This window comes from Massilia sp. YIM B02763 (assembly GCF_030412015.1).
GTDB lineage: Bacteria > Pseudomonadota > Gammaproteobacteria > Burkholderiales > Burkholderiaceae_D > Telluria.
The window spans coordinates 1-18,717 of sequence record NZ_JASNRD010000042.1; the positions used below are offsets into that span (position 1 = coordinate 1).

The 18,717-nt window shown below is 68.1% G+C and carries 17 protein-coding genes; 15 read left to right on the forward strand and 2 right to left on the reverse strand.

Annotated elements, in window-relative coordinates; translation table 11 throughout:
• The first annotated feature begins 221 nt into the window (after positions 1 to 221).
• The 9 genes from QPK32_RS25960 to QPK32_RS26000 all read left to right on the forward strand — a co-directional run bounded on the left by QPK32_RS25960 (position 222) and on the right by QPK32_RS26000 (position 6,481).
• The gene (locus QPK32_RS25960) at positions 222 to 1,061 is read left to right on the forward strand and encodes an urease accessory protein UreD (protein ID WP_290415675.1); all 840 of its coding nucleotides are present in this window, start codon (positions 222 to 224) and stop codon (positions 1,059 to 1,061) included.
• A 14-nt stretch (positions 1,062 to 1,075) separates the two neighbouring features.
• Positions 1,076 to 1,378, forward strand: coding sequence for an urease subunit gamma (locus QPK32_RS25965; protein WP_290415676.1), 303 nt, complete (start codon positions 1,076 to 1,078; stop codon positions 1,376 to 1,378).
• A 23-nt stretch (positions 1,379 to 1,401) separates the two neighbouring features.
• Entirely contained in the window at positions 1,402 to 1,932 is a 531-nt protein-coding gene (locus QPK32_RS25970; RefSeq protein WP_290415677.1) for a GNAT family N-acetyltransferase, read from the forward strand.
• Complete coding sequence (locus tag QPK32_RS25975) at positions 1,929 to 2,249, forward strand: urease subunit beta (RefSeq protein ID WP_290415678.1); 321 nt, start codon at positions 1,929 to 1,931, stop codon at positions 2,247 to 2,249. The genes QPK32_RS25970 and QPK32_RS25975 overlap by 4 nt, the downstream gene beginning before the upstream one ends.
• A complete protein-coding gene (ureC, locus tag QPK32_RS25980) occupies positions 2,249 to 3,949 on the forward strand; it encodes an urease subunit alpha (RefSeq protein WP_290415679.1) in 1,701 nt (566 codons plus the stop codon). Before QPK32_RS25975 ends, ureC begins: the two co-directional genes overlap by 1 nt.
• Before the next feature lie 10 nt (positions 3,950 to 3,959).
• On the forward strand, positions 3,960 to 4,493 hold the full coding sequence (gene ureE, locus QPK32_RS25985; RefSeq protein WP_290415680.1) for an urease accessory protein UreE: 534 nt from the start codon (positions 3,960 to 3,962) through the stop codon (positions 4,491 to 4,493).
• The gene (locus tag QPK32_RS25990; protein WP_290415681.1) at positions 4,490 to 5,155 is read left to right on the forward strand and encodes an urease accessory protein UreF; all 666 of its coding nucleotides are present in this window, start codon (positions 4,490 to 4,492) and stop codon (positions 5,153 to 5,155) included. Before ureE ends, QPK32_RS25990 begins: the two co-directional genes overlap by 4 nt.
• Positions 5,156 to 5,282: 127 nt before the next feature.
• Complete coding sequence (gene ureG, locus QPK32_RS25995) at positions 5,283 to 5,912, forward strand: urease accessory protein UreG (RefSeq protein ID WP_290415682.1); 630 nt, start codon at positions 5,283 to 5,285, stop codon at positions 5,910 to 5,912.
• Positions 5,913 to 5,923: 11 nt separating this feature from the next.
• Entirely contained in the window at positions 5,924 to 6,481 is a 558-nt protein-coding gene (locus tag QPK32_RS26000) for a HupE/UreJ family protein (RefSeq protein ID WP_290415683.1), read from the forward strand.
• Here QPK32_RS26000 and QPK32_RS26005 read toward each other — a convergent pair.
• The gene (locus QPK32_RS26005; RefSeq protein WP_308632690.1) at positions 6,455 to 7,111 is read right to left on the reverse strand and encodes a 1-acyl-sn-glycerol-3-phosphate acyltransferase; all 657 of its coding nucleotides are present in this window, start codon (positions 7,109 to 7,111) and stop codon (positions 6,455 to 6,457) included. The genes QPK32_RS26000 and QPK32_RS26005 overlap by 27 nt on opposite strands.
• Positions 7,112 to 7,340: 229 nt before the next feature.
• Between QPK32_RS26005 and arsC the strand changes: the two genes are divergently transcribed.
• On the forward strand, positions 7,341 to 7,688 hold the full coding sequence (gene arsC, locus QPK32_RS26010) for an arsenate reductase (glutaredoxin) (RefSeq protein ID WP_308632691.1): 348 nt from the start codon (positions 7,341 to 7,343) through the stop codon (positions 7,686 to 7,688).
• Positions 7,689 to 7,710: 22 nt separating this feature from the next.
• Here arsC and QPK32_RS26015 read toward each other — a convergent pair whose 3' ends face one another.
• A complete protein-coding gene (locus QPK32_RS26015) occupies positions 7,711 to 8,880 on the reverse strand; it encodes a DUF1565 domain-containing protein (RefSeq protein ID WP_290415684.1) in 1,170 nt (389 codons plus the stop codon).
• Positions 8,881 to 9,069: 189 nt separating this feature from the next.
• Between QPK32_RS26015 and QPK32_RS26020 the strand changes: the two genes are divergently transcribed.
• From QPK32_RS26020 to fusA, 5 genes are all read left to right on the forward strand, one after another.
• Positions 9,070 to 10,530 carry a glycoside hydrolase family 30 beta sandwich domain-containing protein gene (locus QPK32_RS26020; protein ID WP_290415685.1) on the forward strand — a complete coding sequence of 487 codons (1,461 nt, stop codon included), beginning with the start codon at positions 9,070 to 9,072 and terminating at the stop codon, positions 10,528 to 10,530.
• A 54-nt stretch (positions 10,531 to 10,584) separates the two neighbouring features.
• On the forward strand, positions 10,585 to 11,622 hold the full coding sequence (locus QPK32_RS26025) for a LacI family DNA-binding transcriptional regulator (RefSeq protein ID WP_290415686.1): 1,038 nt from the start codon (positions 10,585 to 10,587) through the stop codon (positions 11,620 to 11,622).
• Between the two features lie 309 nt (positions 11,623 to 11,931).
• Complete coding sequence (locus tag QPK32_RS26030; RefSeq protein ID WP_290415687.1) at positions 11,932 to 14,619, forward strand: TonB-dependent receptor; 2,688 nt, start codon at positions 11,932 to 11,934, stop codon at positions 14,617 to 14,619.
• Between the two features lie 67 nt (positions 14,620 to 14,686).
• Positions 14,687 to 16,180 (forward strand): glycoside hydrolase family 30 protein, encoded by a 1,494-nt coding sequence (locus QPK32_RS26035; protein ID WP_290415688.1) that lies wholly within the window; start codon positions 14,687 to 14,689, stop codon positions 16,178 to 16,180.
• Between the two features lie 298 nt (positions 16,181 to 16,478).
• Positions 16,479 to 18,584 carry an elongation factor G gene (gene fusA / locus QPK32_RS26040; RefSeq protein WP_290415689.1) on the forward strand — a complete coding sequence of 702 codons (2,106 nt, stop codon included), beginning with the start codon at positions 16,479 to 16,481 and terminating at the stop codon, positions 18,582 to 18,584.
• Positions 18,585 to 18,717 lie beyond the last annotated feature (133 nt).

Below are 18,717 nucleotides of genomic sequence, written 5' to 3' on the forward strand. Positions count from 1 at the left end.
TCGGAAATCATAACGTCTACATGACGTATAAGGGACGACGTCGTTAACTGAACTGCATTACACATCTGCTACTACAGGAACTCGTTCTCCCATTTAGCCTTATCTTTCGCACTGTCGTAGTGCACCTGGGCCGACGTGGTGCGTGTGCGGTATCCCGCGGCGCATCGGCGGGCATCCTGCACCGGGTTTGGGCTTGGCACGCATCGTGCTAATCCATCAATATGCCCGACTGTAGCCTTTCCGACACATCCACCGCGACGCCCGCCTGGCAGGCCAGCCTGCATCTGGGCTTCACCCGCACCGGCGACGCCACGCGCCTGGTACGGCGCGAGCACCGCGGGCCGTTGCGCGTGCAGAAGGCGCTTTATCCCGAAGGCCCGGACGCTTGCCACGTGATCGTCGTGCACCCGCCCGGCGGCGTGGTCGGCGGCGACCGCCTCGACGTCGGCATCGACGCCGACGTCGCCTGCCACGTGCTCGCGACCAGCCCCGGCGCGGCCAAGTGGTACCGCGCCAATGGCCGCATCTCCCGCCAGACCGTGCGCCTGCGGGCCGGGGAGGGGGCCGCCATCGAATGGCTGCCGCAGGAAACCATCTTTTACGACGACGCCCACGTGGACCTCGACCACGAGGTCGAGCTGGCGCCGGGCGCGCGCTATCTCGGCAGCGAAGTGCTCGTGTTCGGCCGCCGCGCGTCGGGCGAGCGCTTCGCCAGCGGCCGCGTGCGCCAGCGCACCCGGATCCGCGAGAACGGCCGCCTGCTGTGGTGCGAGCAGGGCATCCTCGCGCCGGCCGGCATCGCCAGTCCGTTCGGCCTCGGCGGCCATGCCGTATGCGCCACCTTCCTCGCCGTCGGCGCGCCCGTGCCGGCGGCCGTGCAGGCCGGCCTGCGCGCGGCGGACCCGCTGCTGGCGCTGAGCCAGGTGAAGTCGGTGTTCGTCGCGCGCCACCTGGGCGACGACGGCGAAGCGGCGCGCGCCGCCATGCTGCGCGTGTGGCAGGCGTTGCGGCCCCATTACCTCGGCCGGCCCGCATGCATGCCGCGCATCTGGAACACCTGAAGGAAGACCCGCCCATGGACCTGACCCCACGCGAAAAAGACAAGCTGCTGATCTTCACCGCCGCGCTGCTGGCGGAACGGCGCCGCGCGCGCGGCCTGAAACTGAACTATCCCGAAGCCGTCGCCCTGATCACGGCGGCCATCATGGAAGGCGCGCGCGACGGCCGCAGCGTGGCGGAGCTGATGAGCGAAGGGACGACGATCCTGTCGCGCGAGGACGTCATGGAAGGCGTGCCGGAGATGATCCCGGAAATCCAGGTCGAGGCGACCTTCCCGGACGGCAGCAAGCTCGTCACCGTCCACCACCCGATTCCCTGAATGCCCCACGCGAAGGAGGCGCGATGAAAATCCACAAACTCGATGCATCGGCCTGTGCCGAGGTGCAGGACCAGCTGGCCGAGCTGCTGCTCGATGCGGTGGCGAACGGCGCCTCGGTCGGCTTCCTGGCCGACCTGGATGCGGCGGACGCGCGCGGCTACTGGCAGGACGTGCGCGCGGCCGTGGCGCAGGGCTCGCGCGTGCTGCTGGCCGCGACCCACGAGGGCACGCTCGTCGGCACCGTGCAGCTGGACCTGTGCCAGAAGGCGAACGGCCGCCACCGCGCCGAGCTGCAGAAGATGATCGTGCACAGCCGCGCGCGCCGGCGCGGCATCGGCGGGGTGCTGCTGCGCGCCGCCGAGGCGGAAGCGCGCGAACTGCGCCGCGGCCTGCTGTTCCTGGACACCGAGGCCGGCTCCGGGGCCGAGCACCTGTACCGGGGCTTCGGCTATACCCGCGCGGGCGAGCTGCCGGATTACGCCTGCACGCCGGACGGCGCCTGGCGGCCGACGGCGATCTACTACAAGTCGCTGTTCGCGCCGGAGGCCGCATGATCCCCGGCGCGTACCTGCTGGAAGACGGCGACATCGCCCTGAACGAAGGGCGGCGCACGCTGTCCGTCACGGTGGCCAATGCGGGCGACCGTCCCGTGCAGGTCGGCTCGCACTTCCATTTTTACGAAGCCAACGATGCGCTGCAGTTCGACCGCGCGCTGGCGCTGGGCATGCGCCTGAACATCGCGGCCGGCACCGCCGTGCGCTTCGAGCCGGGCCAGCGCCGCACCGTGGAACTGGTCGACCTGGACGGCGCCCGCATCGTGCACGGCTTCCAGGGCCGCGTGAACGGCAGCCTGCCGCGGGGAGGGGACTGATGGCCACCATCTCGCGCCAGGCCTATGCCGACATGTACGGCCCGACGACGGGCGACCGCATCCGCCTTGCCGACACCGACCTCGTGATCGAGATCGAGCGCGACCATGCGATCTACGGCGAGGAAGTGAAGTTCGGCGGCGGCAAGGTGATCCGCGACGGCATGGGCCAGTCGCAGCTGCCGCGCGCCGGCGTCATGGACACCGTCATCACGAATGCCGTCATCGTCGAGCACTGGGGCATCGTCAAGGCCGACATCGGCATCAAGGACGGCCTGATCGCCGGCATCGGCAAGGCCGGCAACCCCGATATCCAGCCGGGCGTGACGCTGCCCATCGGCGGCGCCACGGAGATCATCGCGGGCGAAGGCATGATCGTCACCGCGGGCGGCATCGACACCCACATCCACTTCATCTGCCCGCAGCAGATCGACGAAGCCCTGATGTCCGGCATCACGACGATGCTGGGCGGCGGCACGGGCCCCGCGGTCGGCACGGCGGCCACCACCTGCACGCCGGGCGCCTGGCACATCCATTCCATGCTGATGGCGGCCGATGCCTTTCCGATGAACCTGGGCTTCTTCGGCAAGGGCAACGTCAGCCAGGCGAGGCCGCTGGAAGAGCAGATCGAGGCGGGTGCCGTCGGCCTGAAGCTGCACGAGGACTGGGGCAGCACGCCGGCCGCCATCGACAACTGCCTGTCCGTGGCCGAACGCATGGACATCCAGGTGGCGCTGCACTCGGACACGCTGAACGAGGCAGGCTTCCTGGAGTCGACCGTGGCCGCCTTCAAGGACCGCACGATCCACACCTTCCACACGGAAGGAGCCGGAGGCGGGCACGCGCCGGACATCATCGCCGCCGTCGGCCAATCGAACGTGCTGCCCTCGTCGACGAATCCGACCCGGCCCTTCACCGTCAACACGCTGGACGAGCACCTGGACATGCTGATGGTGTGCCACCACCTCGATCCGGCCATCGCCGAGGACGTCGCGTTCGCTGAGTCCCGCATCCGCCGCGAGACGATCGCCGCCGAGGACATCCTGCACGACATCGGCGCGATCTCGATGATGTCGTCCGACTCGCAGGCCATGGGCCGGGTGGGCGAGACCATCATGCGCACCTGGCAGACGGCGCACAAGATGAAGGTGCAGCGCGGCCCGCTGGAAGGCGACTCGGCGCGCAACGACAACGAACGGGTGAAACGCTACGTCGCCAAGTACACGATCAACCCGGCCATCGCCCACGGCATTGCGCACGCAGTCGGCTCGCTGGAGCCGGGCAAGATCGCCGACATCGTGCTGTGGCGTCCCGCCTTCTTCGGCGTCAAGCCGTCGATGGTGCTCAAGGGCGGGATGATCGCCGCCAGCCTGATGGGGGACCCGAACGCGTCAATCCCGACGCCGCAGCCCGTGCACTACCGGCCCATGTTCGGGTCCTTCGGCGGCGGCCTGAAGAAGTCGTTCACCTTCGTCTCGCAGGCCGCGTTCGACGCCGGCATCGCCCGCGAACTGGGCCTGGCGAAGACCGTGATTCCCGTGCGCGGCACGCGCGGCCTGAGGAAGCGCGACATGATCCGCAACGGCGCCACCCCGCACATGGAGGTGGACCCGGAAACCTATGAAGTGCGGGCCGACGGGCAGCTGCTGGTGTGCGAAGCCGCCACCGTGCTGCCGCTGGCCCAGCGCTATTTCCTTTTTTAGAGAGCCAACCATGTATTCCCTGCATACCAAGATCGCGCATGCCCCGGTGGTCCACGACCTGCTGGTACTGCCGTTCGAGCAGCGCGAACGCTGCCGCCAGCGCGCCCGCCTCGCATCCGGCGAGGAAGTCGCGCTGTTCCTCGTACGCGGCACCGTGCTGCGCGACGGCGACTTGCTGACGGGCGAGGACGGCCGCGTGGTGCGTGTCGTCGCCGCGCCCGAGCCGACCTATCTCGTGCGCTGCAGCGACGCGACGATGCTGGCCCGCTGCGCCTTCCACCTGGGGAACCGCCACACGCAGACCCAGGTCGGCACCGGCTGGCTGCGTATCCGCGTCGACCCCGTGCTCAAGGAAATGGTCGAAGGCCTCGGCGCCCAGGTCGACACCGAGCTGGCCAAGTTCGAGCCGGAGGCGGGCGCCTATGCGGGGGGCCATTCCCACGGCCACGATCACGATCATGGGCGCGGCGGCCTGCTGGCGCCCGTCCCGGTGCGGCAGAAGATCCACCGTCCGTCCGACGTCGCGCGTCCGGAACCCGCATGAACGCGGCGGCCCTGCTGCACCTGCTGCAATTCGCCAGCCCCGCGTTGCCGATCGGCGGCTACAGCTATTCGCAGGGCCTGGAGGCGGCGCTGGAGCAGGGCCTCGTGCACGATGCCGGCACGGCGCAGGCCTGGATGGCGCGCTACCTCGACGAAGTCGTCGCGCGCTGGGATGCGCCGATCCTGTGGCGCCTGCTGAAAGCGTTCGCGGCGCGCGACGCGGCGGCGATCGCCGAATGGGGAGAATGCTTCCTCGCCTCGCGCGACACGGCCGAGCTGCGCGCCGAGACGGTCCAGATGGGCTATTCGCTGGCGCGCCTCGTCGCCGAGCTGGGCGTGGCCGACACGGCGGCGCTGGGCGCCGACGTCACGCTGCCGCTGGCCTATGCCTGCGCTGTCGACGGCCTCGACATCCCGCACGAGGAGGCGCTGCTGGCAATGATCTTTTCCTGGCTCGAGAACCAGGTGCTGGTGTGCGTGAAGTCGGTGCCGCTGGGGCAGGTGGCGGGGCAGCGCCTGCTGTTGGCGCTGCGCCCCGACATCGAGCGCGCCGCGCAGGTGGCGCAAGCGCTGGCGGACGAGGAGCTGTCCAACTGGGCGCCGGGGCTGTCGATGCTGTCGATGCGGCATGAGGTGCAGCATGGCAGGTTGTATCGCTCGTGACCACAACGATAACTTCGTCGTCCCTGCGCAGGCAGGGACCCAATCTTCTCCGTGCCGCGGCAACGCGTGCAAATTGGGCCCCTGCCTCCGCAGGGGCGACGGTCTTTAAGCTGACAAGGATATTGACATGACTTCGAACCCCCTGCGCGTCGGCATCGGCGGCCCTGTCGGCTCCGGCAAGACGGCGCTGTGCGAGCAGCTGTGCCGCGACATGCGCGACCGCTACGACATGGCCGTGATCACCAACGACATCTACACGCGCGAGGACATGGAGATCCTGCTGCGCGCCGGCGCGCTCGCGCCGGAACGCCTGATGGGCGTGGAGACGGGCGGATGTCCGCATACGGCGATCCGCGAGGATGCGTCGATCAATCTGGAAGCCATCGCGCGGCTGCAGGCCGATTTCCCGGACCTGGAACTGGTGCTGGTCGAATCGGGCGGCGACAACCTCGCGGCCACGTTCAGCCCCGAGCTGTCCGACCTGACGCTGTACGTGATCGACGTCGCGGGCGGCGAGAAGATCCCGCGCAAGGGCGGGCCCGGCATCACGCGCTCCGACCTCCTGATCATCAACAAGACCGACCTCGCGCCGCACGTGGGCGCCAACCTGGACATCATGGCCGAGGACGCGCGGCGCCAGCGTGGCACGCGGCCCTTCGTGTTCACCAATCTGCGCACGGGCGAGGGCGTGGCCGAGGTGGTCGCGTTCATCCGGGAGCAAGGCTTGCTGGACCACCGCACCGAAGCACAACACTGAAGGAGAAGACGATGACGACGATGCACAAGGCCGGCCTGATGGCGGCCGCGATGGCGCTGGCGCTGCCGGCGGCCGCGCACCCGGGACATGGCGTGGAGATCGGCTTCCTGGCCGGCTGCCTGCACCCGCTCACGGGATTCGACCACCTGCTCGCGCTGCTGGCCGTGGGCCTGTGGAGCCGCCAGCAGCGCCAGGGTGCGGTGCTGGCGCCGAGCTTCCTCGTGATGATGGCGCTGGGCGCCTCGTGCGCAGGCTTTGTCACGCTGCCGCTGCTGGAGACGTCGATCGCCGCCACCGTGCTGCTGCTCGGCGCACTGGCCGCCTGCGCGCCCAGCGTGCAGGCGCGCGTTCCGCGCGAAGTGGCGGTGCTGACGGTGGGCGCCTGCGCCTTCCTGCACGGCCTGGCGCATGGCCGCGAACTGGCGGGCATGGCCAGCGGCGCCGGTTTCATCCTGGCCAGCTGCCTGGTGATCGCGGCGGGCGCCGCGCTGCCGGGCCCGCGCCTGCGCCGCGTGTTCGGCGCGGCGATCGGCGCGGCCGGCTTATGCCTGCTTGCGGTAGGCGCCTGAGCCTTCGTCCGGACGCGCCGCATCGTTCGGCGCGAGGCGGATCGGCGCGGCATCCTTCGGGTGCTTGGCCTGCACGCCGTCGAAGGCGCGCGCGATGACGGCCATGTCGGCCGCCTCGTCCCCCGTCAGGACGACGCTCTGGGTGACGTCGATGACCTTCTTGCCGTAGTCGAGCTTGACCAGCAGCACGGGCACCTTGGCGGCGATCGCGATGCGGTAGAAGCCGCTCTTCCAGTAAGGACGGTAGCCGCGCGTGCCTTCCGGCGTGATCGCCAGCCAGAACCAGTCGGCGGCGCGCATCGTCTGCGCCAGGCGCGTGATGGCGCCCTGCGGCGCGCTGCGGTCGACGGCGACGCCGCCCCAGTAGCGCATCAGGCGGCCCATCGGACCGCGGAACAGCGAATCCTTGGCCAGCCAGCGGAACTGCAGCGTGACGGTCCACTTGGCCAGCAGGCCGATCGGGAAATCCCAGTTCGAGGTGTGCGGATAGACGACGGCGATGCCGTGCGGGCCGGGCAGGGGTTTCCAGCGAAAATTCCAGCCGAAGAAATTTAGCAGGCGCAGCGAAGTGCGCTGGCCCCAAGTCGGCAATGCCGCCGGGCGCATCAGATATTGGTCGATCGGTTCCATATTCTCTCCTTCGCGGGCGGGCCGTGGGCGGCCTCTTGATCGCGTCGTTCCGTGCTTCGTGTCGGTCTTGCAACGAGTGTGCGTGCGGTAAATCGCATTGCATCTCGGAAAGCAAACCGCGCATTCTATATGGCCGTCAAGATGGGAACAAGCGAAAAAAACTGGAAGCGTTGTGCGGCCGCCGGTATGATCCTTGCCTTTCGAGTAACACCTTCACGAGGATATGAGGATGGACGTCACGATTTTCCATAACCCGCGCTGCGGCACGTCGCGTAACACCCTGGCGGCGATCCGCGAAGCGGGCATCGAGCCACGTGTGGTCGATTACTTGACCGATACGCCGTCGCGCGAGGCACTGCGGGACATGATCGCCCGTGCGGGGCTGGGCGTGCGCGATGCGTTGCGCGCCAAGGAAGCGCTGGCCGCCGAGCTCGGCCTGAACGATCCGGCCGTTGGCGACGATGCCTTGCTGGATGCGATGCTCGCCCATCCGATCCTGATCAATCGTCCCTTCGTCGTCACGCCCAAGGGTGTGCGGCTGTGCCGGCCGGCCGAGCTGGTGCACGAGATCCTCTAGGACATCCGGGCGCTTGCCGCACCTATGGCCGCGCGCCGATGTCCACGGCGGCCGGCGGTGGGTTGCCGCGCGCGGCGCCATCTGTGCCGCCGTCCGAGGCCGGTGGCAGCCCGGCAGTTGCCAGCCCCGTATCGGCCAGCCCCCGCCCCAGTGCCGGCGACGTCGCCGTCAGCCGCAAATCCGGCGTCCCGCTGCGCGAGTAGCCGACGAAACCGGGCGGGGCGGCCACGGTGCCGCTGTGCGTCATGCCGGGCGCCAGCCGCCAGTCTGCCTTCGTGTTGCCGAACACCAGGTTGTGGCGGTAGCTGTTGTGCTTGCCCGTCGCGCCCTGTTCCGCAATGCCGTAGCGGTTGTCGAACACGATGTTGTTGAGCACGCGCGTACGGTCGTTTGGCCCCTCCGTGTAATAGAAATCGCCGCCGCCCACGAGGATGCCCGTGTTGCAGGCCACCACCGTGTTGTTGACGACGACGACGTCGTGGGCGTCGTGCCACATGTGGATGCCCGCCTCGGCGACGCGGTAGACGATGTTGTCGCGTACCGTGGCCGGCGTGTTCACGTAGATGCCCTGCACCCAGCGGCAGCCGGGCGGGCCGATGTCGTGCACGACGTTGCCGATCACGTCCGTGTGCTTGCCCCGGTAGTAGCTGTCGACGCCGATCGCCGAGCCGCCTGCGCTGGTGCAGGGCACGTCGACGGCGATGTGGCGCACGCGGTTGCCGGCGATGCGGTTGTACGAACCGCCGCTGTAGATGCCGATGCGCCAGGGCGCGCCGGCCACGTGCTGGCTGCCGTCGATCTCGAAGCCTTCGATGTCGATCCAGCTGGCGCGGTTGTCCCAGGCGATGTCGCGCTTCGACCGGGGCGGCGGCACGATGCGGGCCCGTCCCCGTTCGGTGGCGCGGAACACGATGCGGGCGTTCGGCAAGCCGTCGACGTCCGTCCGGAAGCCGCCATGGTAGGTGCCGGGCAGGACGTTGACGACGGTGCCCGGCCGGACGACCCGCGCGGCCTGGGCGAGCGTGCGCAGGGGCGCCGAGCGCGTGCCCGGATTGTCGTCCAGCCCGCTCGGCGCGACCCACAGCTCGCCCGGCACGACCTGGGGCGTGACGCTGACCGGGGGCTTGTCCTTGACGGAACAGGCGGCCAGCACGGGCAGGGCGGCGAGGAGGAGCGCGATCACGATCTGCATGGTGGCGCTAGTCTGCGCCCGGCGTGCAGTCGATTGCTTGCATGGCGCAAGCGCGCGCTTGATGTCGCACAAGTCCGTTTGCTGTTTTTGACAGTCGGAAATAAGGCCGGTATAGTGGGCCAGACAAGATTGGCAACGTTTCCAATCTCGCTGCGCGAGAGGACGATGCCGGCGAACGGAGGAGACGAGATGAAGAACGAGCTGCGGCGCATCGGCGCCGTCGCGCTGCTGGCCGCGTGCGCCGGCGCGCAGGTGCATGCCCACGCCCAGGCCGTGCAGGGCTGGGTCACTACCGGCGACCGCGGCAAGCTGCTGGCGCGTGCCCCGGATGCCGCCTTCGCAAAGGACGCGCCGGCAACGACGGTGATCGACGTCGATCCGGACAAGCGCTACCAGGAGATCGCCGGCTTCGGCGCCGCCATCACGGATGCCTCGGGCTGGCTGATCCAGCAGCGCCTCCGGCCCGCCCAGCGCGACGCGCTGCTGCGCGAACTGTTCGGCCGGGCATCACCTGGGCATGAAGCGCATGAACACGAAACGCCGGGTATCGGCCTGTCGTTCACCCGCCTGACCATCGGCGCTTCCGACTTTTCCCGTTCCCACTACAGCTTCGACGACATGCCCCCGGGCCAGCAGGATCCCAAGCTGGAACGCTTCTCGCTGGCGCCGCAGCGCGACTCCGTGCTGCCGACCGTGAAGGCGGCGCTGGCGATCAATCCGCAGCTGAAGGTGATGGCCTCGCCCTGGAGCGCGCCGGGCTGGATGAAGAGCACCGACAGTCTCGTGAAGGGCAGCCTGAAGCCGCAGGCCTACGACGCGTTCGCGCGCTACCTGAGCCGCTACGTGGCCGAGATGAAGAAGGAGGGCGTGCCCGTCTCCGCGCTGACGCTGCAGAACGAGCCGCACTTCGAGCCGGACGACTATCCGGGCATGCGCGTGGAGCCGGCCCAGCGCGCTGCGCTGATCCGCGACTTCCTCGGTCCGCGCCTGGCCGCCGAGCAGCCGGGCGTGCAACTGTTCGACTGGGACCACAACTGGGACGAGCCGGAGTCGCCCGCCATCGTGCTGTCCGACCCGAAGGCCGCGAAATACGTCAGCGGCATCGCCTGGCATTGCTACGGCGGCGACGTGCGCGCCATGGGCCGCCTGCACGACCGCTTCCCGGACAAGGATACGTGGTTCACCGAGTGCTCGGGCGGGAAGTGGGCGCCCGACTGGGGCAAGAACCTGATGTACTTCACGCGCACCCTCGTCATCGACACGACCCGCGGCTGGGCGCGCGGCGTGCTGTTGTGGAACCTCGCGCTGGACGAGAACGACGGTCCCTTCCTGGGCGGCTGCAAGAACTGCCGCGGCGTCGTGACGATCGATTCGCGCACGGGCGAGGTCACGCGCAACGTCGAGTACTATGCGCTGGCCCATGCCAGCCGCTTCGTGCTGCCGGGCGCGCGCCGCATCGCTTCCGATACCAAGGACAAGGACCTCGCCAACGTCGCCTTCCGCAACCCGGACGGCACGCTGGTGCTGCTGGTCGCGAACGGGGCTGCGCAGGAGCGCGCGTTCTCGGTGCGGGTGCAGGGCCGGAGTTTCCGCTGGCAGCTGCCGGCCGGCAGCGTGGCCACGCTCGCGTGGCGCGGCGACGGTTCCTGATGCCGCCGGACGGGGCATGCGGTATGCTTGCGCTGTTCGAATAACGGAGCGGGTGTGGCAACGATCAAGGATGTGGCGCGCATGGCCGGCGTGGGACTGGGCACCGTGTCGCGCGTCGTGCGCGGCAAGGGCTCGGTGTCGCAGGCGAAGCTGGAACGGGTCAGGCGGGCCATCGACGCCCTCGGCTACCGGCCCTCGCACGCGGCGCGCTCGCTGCTGTACGGGACCAGCCGCATGGTCGGCGTGTATATCCCGCTGCTGTCCGGCACCTTCTATGCGGCCGTCCTGCAGATCATCGATGCGGAGCTGCGCGGCGCCGGCCTGCACATGATGGTCACGTTCGGCCGCGAGCGCGAACATGCGCGCGCCCAGGCGGTGGAGGGCATCGGCTTCCTGCTGGAGCGGGGCTGCGACGGCGTCATCGTGCTGAACAGCCCCCTGACGGACGAGGACCTGGCGTCCTTCGGCGCCAAGCGCGAACGCCTCGTGGCGCTGAACCACAGCTTCGACAGCATCCCGGCGCAGTGCTTCACGGTCGACCACCGCCTGGGCGGCCGGCTGGCGGCGCGCGCGCTGCTCGACCATGCGCACCGCGAGATCGCCGTCGTCGCCGGTCCGCCGGACGCCCTCGACAACGTCGAGCGCATCGCCGGCTTCATGGACGAATTGCGCGCGGCCGGCATCGACACGGCGTCGCTGTGGTGCGTCGAGCGCGATTTCTCGCCGGCGGGCGGCCGCTCGGCCGCCGAGGAACTGGTGGCATCCGGACGCCCGTTCAGCGCCGTGTTCTGCGCCAACGACGAGATGGCGCTGGGGGCGCTGTCCTACTTCCACGAAGCGGGCATCCAGGTGCCGCGCGACGTCTCCGTCATCGGCTACGACGATGCGCCCGGCGCCGCCTATGCCACGCCGCGCCTGACTTCCGTGCACATCCCCTGGCGCGAGATGACGCGCAACGGCATCGCGGCCCTGATGAACCTGTGCTACGGCATCGAGCGTCCCGTTACCCGCACCTTCCCCGTCAGCGTCAGCCTGCGCTCGACGCTCGTGCATTGCGCGGCGCCAAAGCGGACACGCAAGCCGCGCGTCTAGCTGTTGCGCACATACAAATTCGTCTTGACAGTAAATTTCACGAACGTCAATAATGCGCTTGAGTTTGGCAACGTTTCCAATGTGACTGCCCTGGCTGGAAACCTGCCGACTCGCGGAACCTGACGCCGCCATCGATCGCGATGGGCAGAGCGTGGTCCGACCAAACTGGCAATGTTTCCAAATTGCGCTTCGATTTGGCAACGTTTCCAATACAACGATAACGACGACACTGGAGACACGACGATGAGCAACCGAGGCGCTGCCCCCGTACGCGACCATTCCCGCATTCATTCCCGCAACCAATCCCGCATGGTCTCCCTGAGCCCCATCGCCGCGGCCTGCGCGCTGCTGCTGTGCAGTGCATCGGCGAGCGCGCAGGAGGGGGCGCAGGACGGCGCCGGCAGCGACAACGCCTCGCGCGTCGTCGTCACGGGCATCCGCGGCAGCATCGAGAGCTCCACCGCGATCAAGAAGGACGCGGACCAGATCGTCGAGGCCATCACGGCGGAAGACATCGGCAAGCTGCCCGACGTGTCGATCGCCGAATCGATCGCGCGCCTGCCGGGCCTGACCGCGCAGCGCGTGGCGGGCCGCGCCCAGGTGATCTCGCTGCGCGGCCTGGCGCCGGATTTCGCCGTCACGCTCCTCAACGGCCGTGAGCAGACCTCGACCAGCAACGACCGCAGCGCCGAATTCGACCAGTACCCGTCCGAGCTGCTGGGCGGCGTCACCGTGTACAAGACGCCGGACGCGTCGATGACGTCGGCCGGCCTGTCCGGCACCATCGACCTGCGCGCCGTGCGCCCGCTGGACCGGCGCGGCCGCACCGTCGCGCTGAACGCGCGCGGGGAGCGCAACGGCAACGGCAGCATCAACGAAGGCTGGTCGCGCAACGGCGGCCGGTTCTCCGTTTCCTACATCGACCAGTTCCTCGACAATACCTTCGGCGTCGCCGTCGGCTATGCCCACCTCGACTCGCCGGGCCAGCAGAAGGAATACAAGTCCTGGTACTGGGGCACCAACAACAAGCTCCCGCCGGGGAACGAGGATGTCACGGCACTGAAGGGCGCGGAAGTTACAGCGACCTCGCGCGAGCAGAAGCGCGACGGCCTGATGGCGGTGCTGGACTGGAAGCCGAACCGCAACCTGCGCTCCGTCGTCGACCTGTACTACTCGCAGTTCGACCAGAAGGAAATCATGCGCGGAGCGATGTGGAACTCGGCCGACACGGTGACCTACCGCGATCCCGTCATCGAATCGATGGGCAACGTGCGCATGCTCACGGGCGGCACCCTCGTGAACCTGGAGCCGATCGTGCGCAACGACGCCAACCGCCGCAAGGACCACCTGGGAGCCGCCGGCTGGAATACCAACTGGCGCGACGGCAAATGGACGCTGGACGGCGACCTGTCGTATTCGACGGCCAAGCGCAAGGAAGAGACGTCGGAGACGTATGCGGGCCTGGGACGCGCCGGCACGGGCGCCGCCGACAACAACTTCGGCTTTTCGATTCCCACGGGCGCCGGGCTGCCGACCTTCACGCCGGGCGTCGACCTGGCCAATCCCGCGATCATCAAGCTGACCGATCCGGGCGGCTGGGGCCACGACGCCACCATGCACCACCCGATCGTCGAGGACAAGCTCGGCGCCGCCAAGTTCAACGCCAAGCGCGAACTGGACATGCCGGTCCTGCGCGACGTGCAGGTGGGCCTGTCGTACTCCAAGCGCGACAAGTCGCACGAGGACGTGTCGCAGCGCTACGCCCTGAAGAACGGCCGCGCGCTGACCACCGTGCCCGCGAACCTGATCCAGCAGAGCACCTCGCTGGCCTGGGCCGGCATTCCGGGCGTGCTGAGCTTCGATCCGCTGGCCGCGCTGAACCAGTTCTACGACAAGATGCCGATCGATACGGATGTCGCCCAGCAGGACTGGGCCGTCACGGAGAAGCAGACGGTCGGCTTCGTCCGCTTCGGCATCGACACGGAATTCGGCAAGATCCCCGTGCGCGGCAACGCCGGCGTGCAGTACGTGCGCGTGAACCAGGAAGCGGAGGGCAAGGCCGTCAACGGCGGCATCGTCACCGACTTGCGCGACGGCGCTACCTACCACGACGTGCTGCCGAGCGTGAACCTGAATTTCGACCTCGGCAACTACCTGGGCGACACCTACCTGCGCTTCGGCGCGGCCAAGACGGTGGCCCGGCCGCGCATGTCGGACATGCGCGCCGGCATCGCGGCCGGCGTCAGCCAGAGCACGCTGGAATGGAACGGCAGCGGCGGCAACCCGCACCTGGAACCATGGCGCGCCAATTCCTACGACCTGTCGCTGGAACACTACCTGGGCAAGGGCAGCTACGTCTCGCTGGCCTACTTCTTCAAGGACCTGAAGAGCTATATCTACAACCAGCAGCGCGCCTTCGACTTCACCGGCTTCCCGAACCCGAGCACCGTCGTGCCGATCTCGAACATCGGCACGGTCAACCAGCCATCGAACGGCCAGGGCGGCTTCGTGCGCGGCATCGAGGCGACCGTCTCGCTGCAACTGGGCATGCTGTGGAACCGCCTGGACGGCTTCGGCGTGCAGGCCAGCGCCTCCGGCACCGACAGCTCGATCCATCCGAACGGCCCCGGCACCAAGGAAAAGCTGCCCGGCCTGTCCGGCGTGGTCGGCAACCTGACGGCGTTCTACGAAAAATACGGCTTCTCGGCGCGCATCAGCGAACGCTATCGCTCCGCCTTCCGCGGCGAGGTCACGGGCCTGTTCGCCCAGCGCTCGTTCAGCGAGATCCTGGCCGAGAAGCAGATCGACGTGCAGGTCGGCTACGAGTTCCAGGACGGCCCGTACAAGAACCTGGGCCTGCTGGTGCAGGTGAACAACCTGAACAACCAGCCCTACCAGACCAAGCAGGGCAGCCCGTTCGCCAGCGGCGCCTATGCGCCCGAGCGCTACACGACCTACGGCCGCCAGGTACTGTTCGGCCTGAACTACAAGCTGTAAGCTGCCGTGGCCGGCCGCATGGGCGCGCCGGCCGCGGACGACACGAACGACGACGAGGAGACACGATTTGACCACACGACGAGATGCATTGCGCCTGATGGGCGTTGCCACTTTGGCCGCCACCCCGCTGGCACGCGCCGCCGGCCAGTCCGGCGCCGCGGCCGCACCCGCAGGGGCCCCGGCGACAGCCGCCGCGGGCCGCCCATGGCAGGTGGTGACCACCGCCATGGGCGCCCAGCGCTTCGCCACGCGCGCGCTCGGCACGCCGCAAGCCGCCACCCAGCCGGTGGAGACCGACATCTCGGTCTTCGTCGACACGGGCAAGCGCTTCCAGGCGATCTTCGGCTTCGGCGGCGCCGTCACCGACGCCACCGCCGACCTGTATGCGAAGCTCAAACCCGCCGCGAAGAAGGCGTTCATGACGGCCTGCTTCGACCCGCGCGAGGGCATGGGCTACAACGTCGTGCGCACGACGATCAACAGCTCGGACTTCGGCACCGACACCTACAGCTACGTGCGCGAGGGCGACACGTCGCTCGCCTCGTTCGACATCGCCCACGACATGAAGCACCGCGTGCCCTTCCTGCGCGAGGCGCTGGCGCTGGCCAGGCGCCACGGCGGCGAGATGCGCGTCTTCGCCTCGCCGTGGAGCGCGCCGGCCTGGATGAAGTCGAACAAGAGCATGCTCCAGGGCGGCAAGCTGCTGCCGGAATACCGCGACGTCTGGGCGCGCTACTACGTGAAGTTCGTCCAGGCCTACGAAAAGGCCGGCGTGCCGATCTGGGGGCTGTCGGTGCAGAACGAGCCGATGGCGACGCAGAAATGGGAATCGATGCTGTACACGGCCGAGGAGGAGACCCGCTTCCTGGGCGACTACCTGGGACCGGCGCTGAAGAACGCCGGCATGGCCGACAAGAAGATCGTCGTGTGGGACCACAACCGCGACCTGCTGCCGCAGCGCGCCGCCCACATCCTGTCCGACCCCAGGGCGCGCCCCTACATCTGGGGCGTGGGCTACCACTGGTACGAGACCTGGGCCGGCGGCGACCCGATGCACCGCAACGTGGCGGCCGTGCACGAGGCCTACCCTGACGTGCCCCTGTTGATGACCGAGGGCTGCATCGAGAAGTACGATGCGAGCCGCCTGCAGGACTGGGCCAACGGGGAGCGCTACGGCAGCCAGATGATCGCCGACCTGAACGCCGGCGCGAGCGGCTGGATCGACTGGAACATGCTGCTCGACATGCGCGGCGGCCCGAACCACGTGCAGAACTACTGCTTCGCGCCGCTGCACGCGAGCGATGACGGCGAGCTGGTGGTCACGCCGATCTTCCCCTATATCGCCCACATCAGCCGCTACTTCAAGCCGCAGGCGCGCCGCGTCTCCGCCACCACGAGCCGCAGCGTGCTGGACACGACGGCCTTCCGCAACCCGGACGGCAGCCTGGCCGTGGTCGTGATGAACAAGACCGGGCAGGCGCAGCGCTACCGGCTGTTCATCGACAAGGTCGAGACCACGGTGGAGATTCCGGCGAGGGCGATTCAGACCGTGCTGGCCTGAGCAGGTACACGTAAAGCCGCCGTCCCTGCGAAGGCAGGGACCCAAGTTTTGTCCGCACTGCGATAGCGCGCGCAAATTGGGTCCCTGCCTTCGCAGGGACGACGTCGTTTCATGGTCGCCTCCTGCAAACAGCGCCGACTTCGGCTACATTGCTCCATGGTGCAGCCCCGTTTCACCCATCCTGCATGGCCCTATCTTCGGATAGAGATTGCCGGCCTTGAAACGCGGAAACAAGCCTCCACCTACGCGTCCTCGCTGCTTGGCGCTGAGCGCCCGGTGCTAATCCAAGGAGATTGTGATGAGCCGTAAAACCCCCATCGACCGCTACCGCAACATCGGTATCAGTGCCCACATCGACGCCGGCAAGACGACGACCACGGAGCGCATCCTGTTCTACACGGGTGTGAACCACAAGATCGGCGAAGTGCACAACGGCGCGGCCACGATGGACTGGATGGAGCAGGAGCAGGAACGCGGCATCACCATCACCTCGGCCGCCACCACGGCCTTCTGGAAAGGCATGGCCGGCAACTTCGCCGAACACCGCATCAACATCATCGACACCCCGGGCCACGTCGACTTCACCATCGAGGTCGAGCGCTCGATGCGCGTGCTGGACGGCGCCGTGATGGTGTACGACTCGGTCGGCGGCGTGCAGCCGCAATCGGAAACCGTGTGGCGCCAGGCGAACAAGTACAAGGTGCCGCGCATCGCCTTCATCAACAAGATGGACCGCGTCGGCGCCGATTTCTTCCGCGTGCAGCAGCAGATCAAGGACCGCCTGAAGGGCAATGCCGTGCCGATCCAGGTGCCGATCGGCGCCGAGGACCGCTTCGAGGGCGTCGTCGACCTGGTCAAGATGCGTGCCATCAAATGGGACGACGCGAGCCAGGGCGTGCGCTTCGAATACGGCGACATCCCGGCCGAACTGCAGGACGTGGCGCGCAAGTGGCGCGAGAACATGGTCGAGGCGGCGGCCGAGGCCACGCCGGAACTGACCGAGAAATACCTGAACGGCGAGGAACTGGCGGAAGACGAGATCAAGGCGGCGCTGCGCCAGCGCACCATCGCCGGCGAGATCGTGCCCATGCTGGCCGGCAGCGCATTCAAGAACAAGGGCGTGCAGGCGATGCTGGACGCCGTGGTCGAATACCTGCCGTCGCCCGTGGACGTCCCGGCGATCGCCGGCACCGACGAGGACGACAATCCGATCGAACGCCATCCGGCCGACGACGAGCCGTTCTCCGCGCTCGCCTTCAAGATCATGACCGACCCGTTCGTTGGCCAGCTGACCTTCTTCCGCGTGTATTCCGGCGTGGTGAACTCCGGCGACAGCGTGTACAACCCGACCAAGGGCCAGAAGGAACGCCTGGGCCGCATCCTGCAGATGCATGCCAACGAGCGCAAGGAGATCAAGGAGGTGTTCGCCGGCGACATCGCGGCGGCCGTGGGCCTGAAGGCGGTGACGACGGGCGACACGCTGTCCGATCCGGACAAGGTCATCGTCCTGGAGAAGATGATCTTCCCGGAGCCCGTGATCTCGCAGGCGGTGGAGCCGAAGACCAAGGCGGACCAGGAAAAGATGGGCATCGCCCTGAACCGCCTGGCGCAGGAAGACCCGTCGTTCCGCGTGCGCACCGACGAGGAGTCGGGCCAGACCATCATGTCCGGCATGGGTGAATTGCACCTGGAGATCCTGGTCGACCGCATGAAGCGCGAGTTCGGCGTCGAGGCCACCGTCGGCAAGCCGCAGGTGGCGTACCGCGAGACGATCCGCAACGCCGTCGAGAACGTCGAGGGCAAGTTCGTCAAGCAGTCGGGCGGCAAGGGCCAGTACGGCCACGTGGTGCTGAAGCTGGAACCGCTGGAGCCGGGCAAGGGCTACGAGTTCGTCGACGCCATCAAGGGCGGCGTCGTGCCGCGCGAGTACATCCCGGCCGTCGACAAGGGCATCCAGGAGACGCTGCCGGCCGGCGTGCTGGCGGGCTACCCGGTGGTCGACGTGCGCGCCACGCTGACCTTCGGCTCCTACCACGACGTCGACTCGAACGAGAACGCCTTCCGCATGGCGGCCTCGATGGCCTTCAAGGACGGCATGCGCCGCGCGTCGCCGGAACTGCTGGAGCCGATGATGCAGGTCGAGGTGGAGACGCCGGAAGAATTCACCGGCAACGTGATGGGCGACCTGTCGACCCGGCGCGGCGTGGTGCAGGGCATGGACGAGATCCCGGGCGGCGGCGGCAAGATCATCAACGCCGTCGTGCCGCTGGCCGAGATGTTCGGCTACTCGACCACCTTGCGTTCGCTGACCCAGGGCCGGGCCACGTACACGATGGAGTTCAAGCACTACGCGGCGGTGCCGAAGCATATCCTGGACCAGATCGCGACGGCCAGGGCGAAGTAAGCCACGCAACATCGCCTAGTCAACAACGTCGTTCCCGCGCAGGCGGGAACCCATGCTGAGCCTCTTCATGACGCGCCGTATGGGTTCCCGCCTTCGCGCACTGCTGTCCGGGATAAATAAGGAAGAGCAGCTA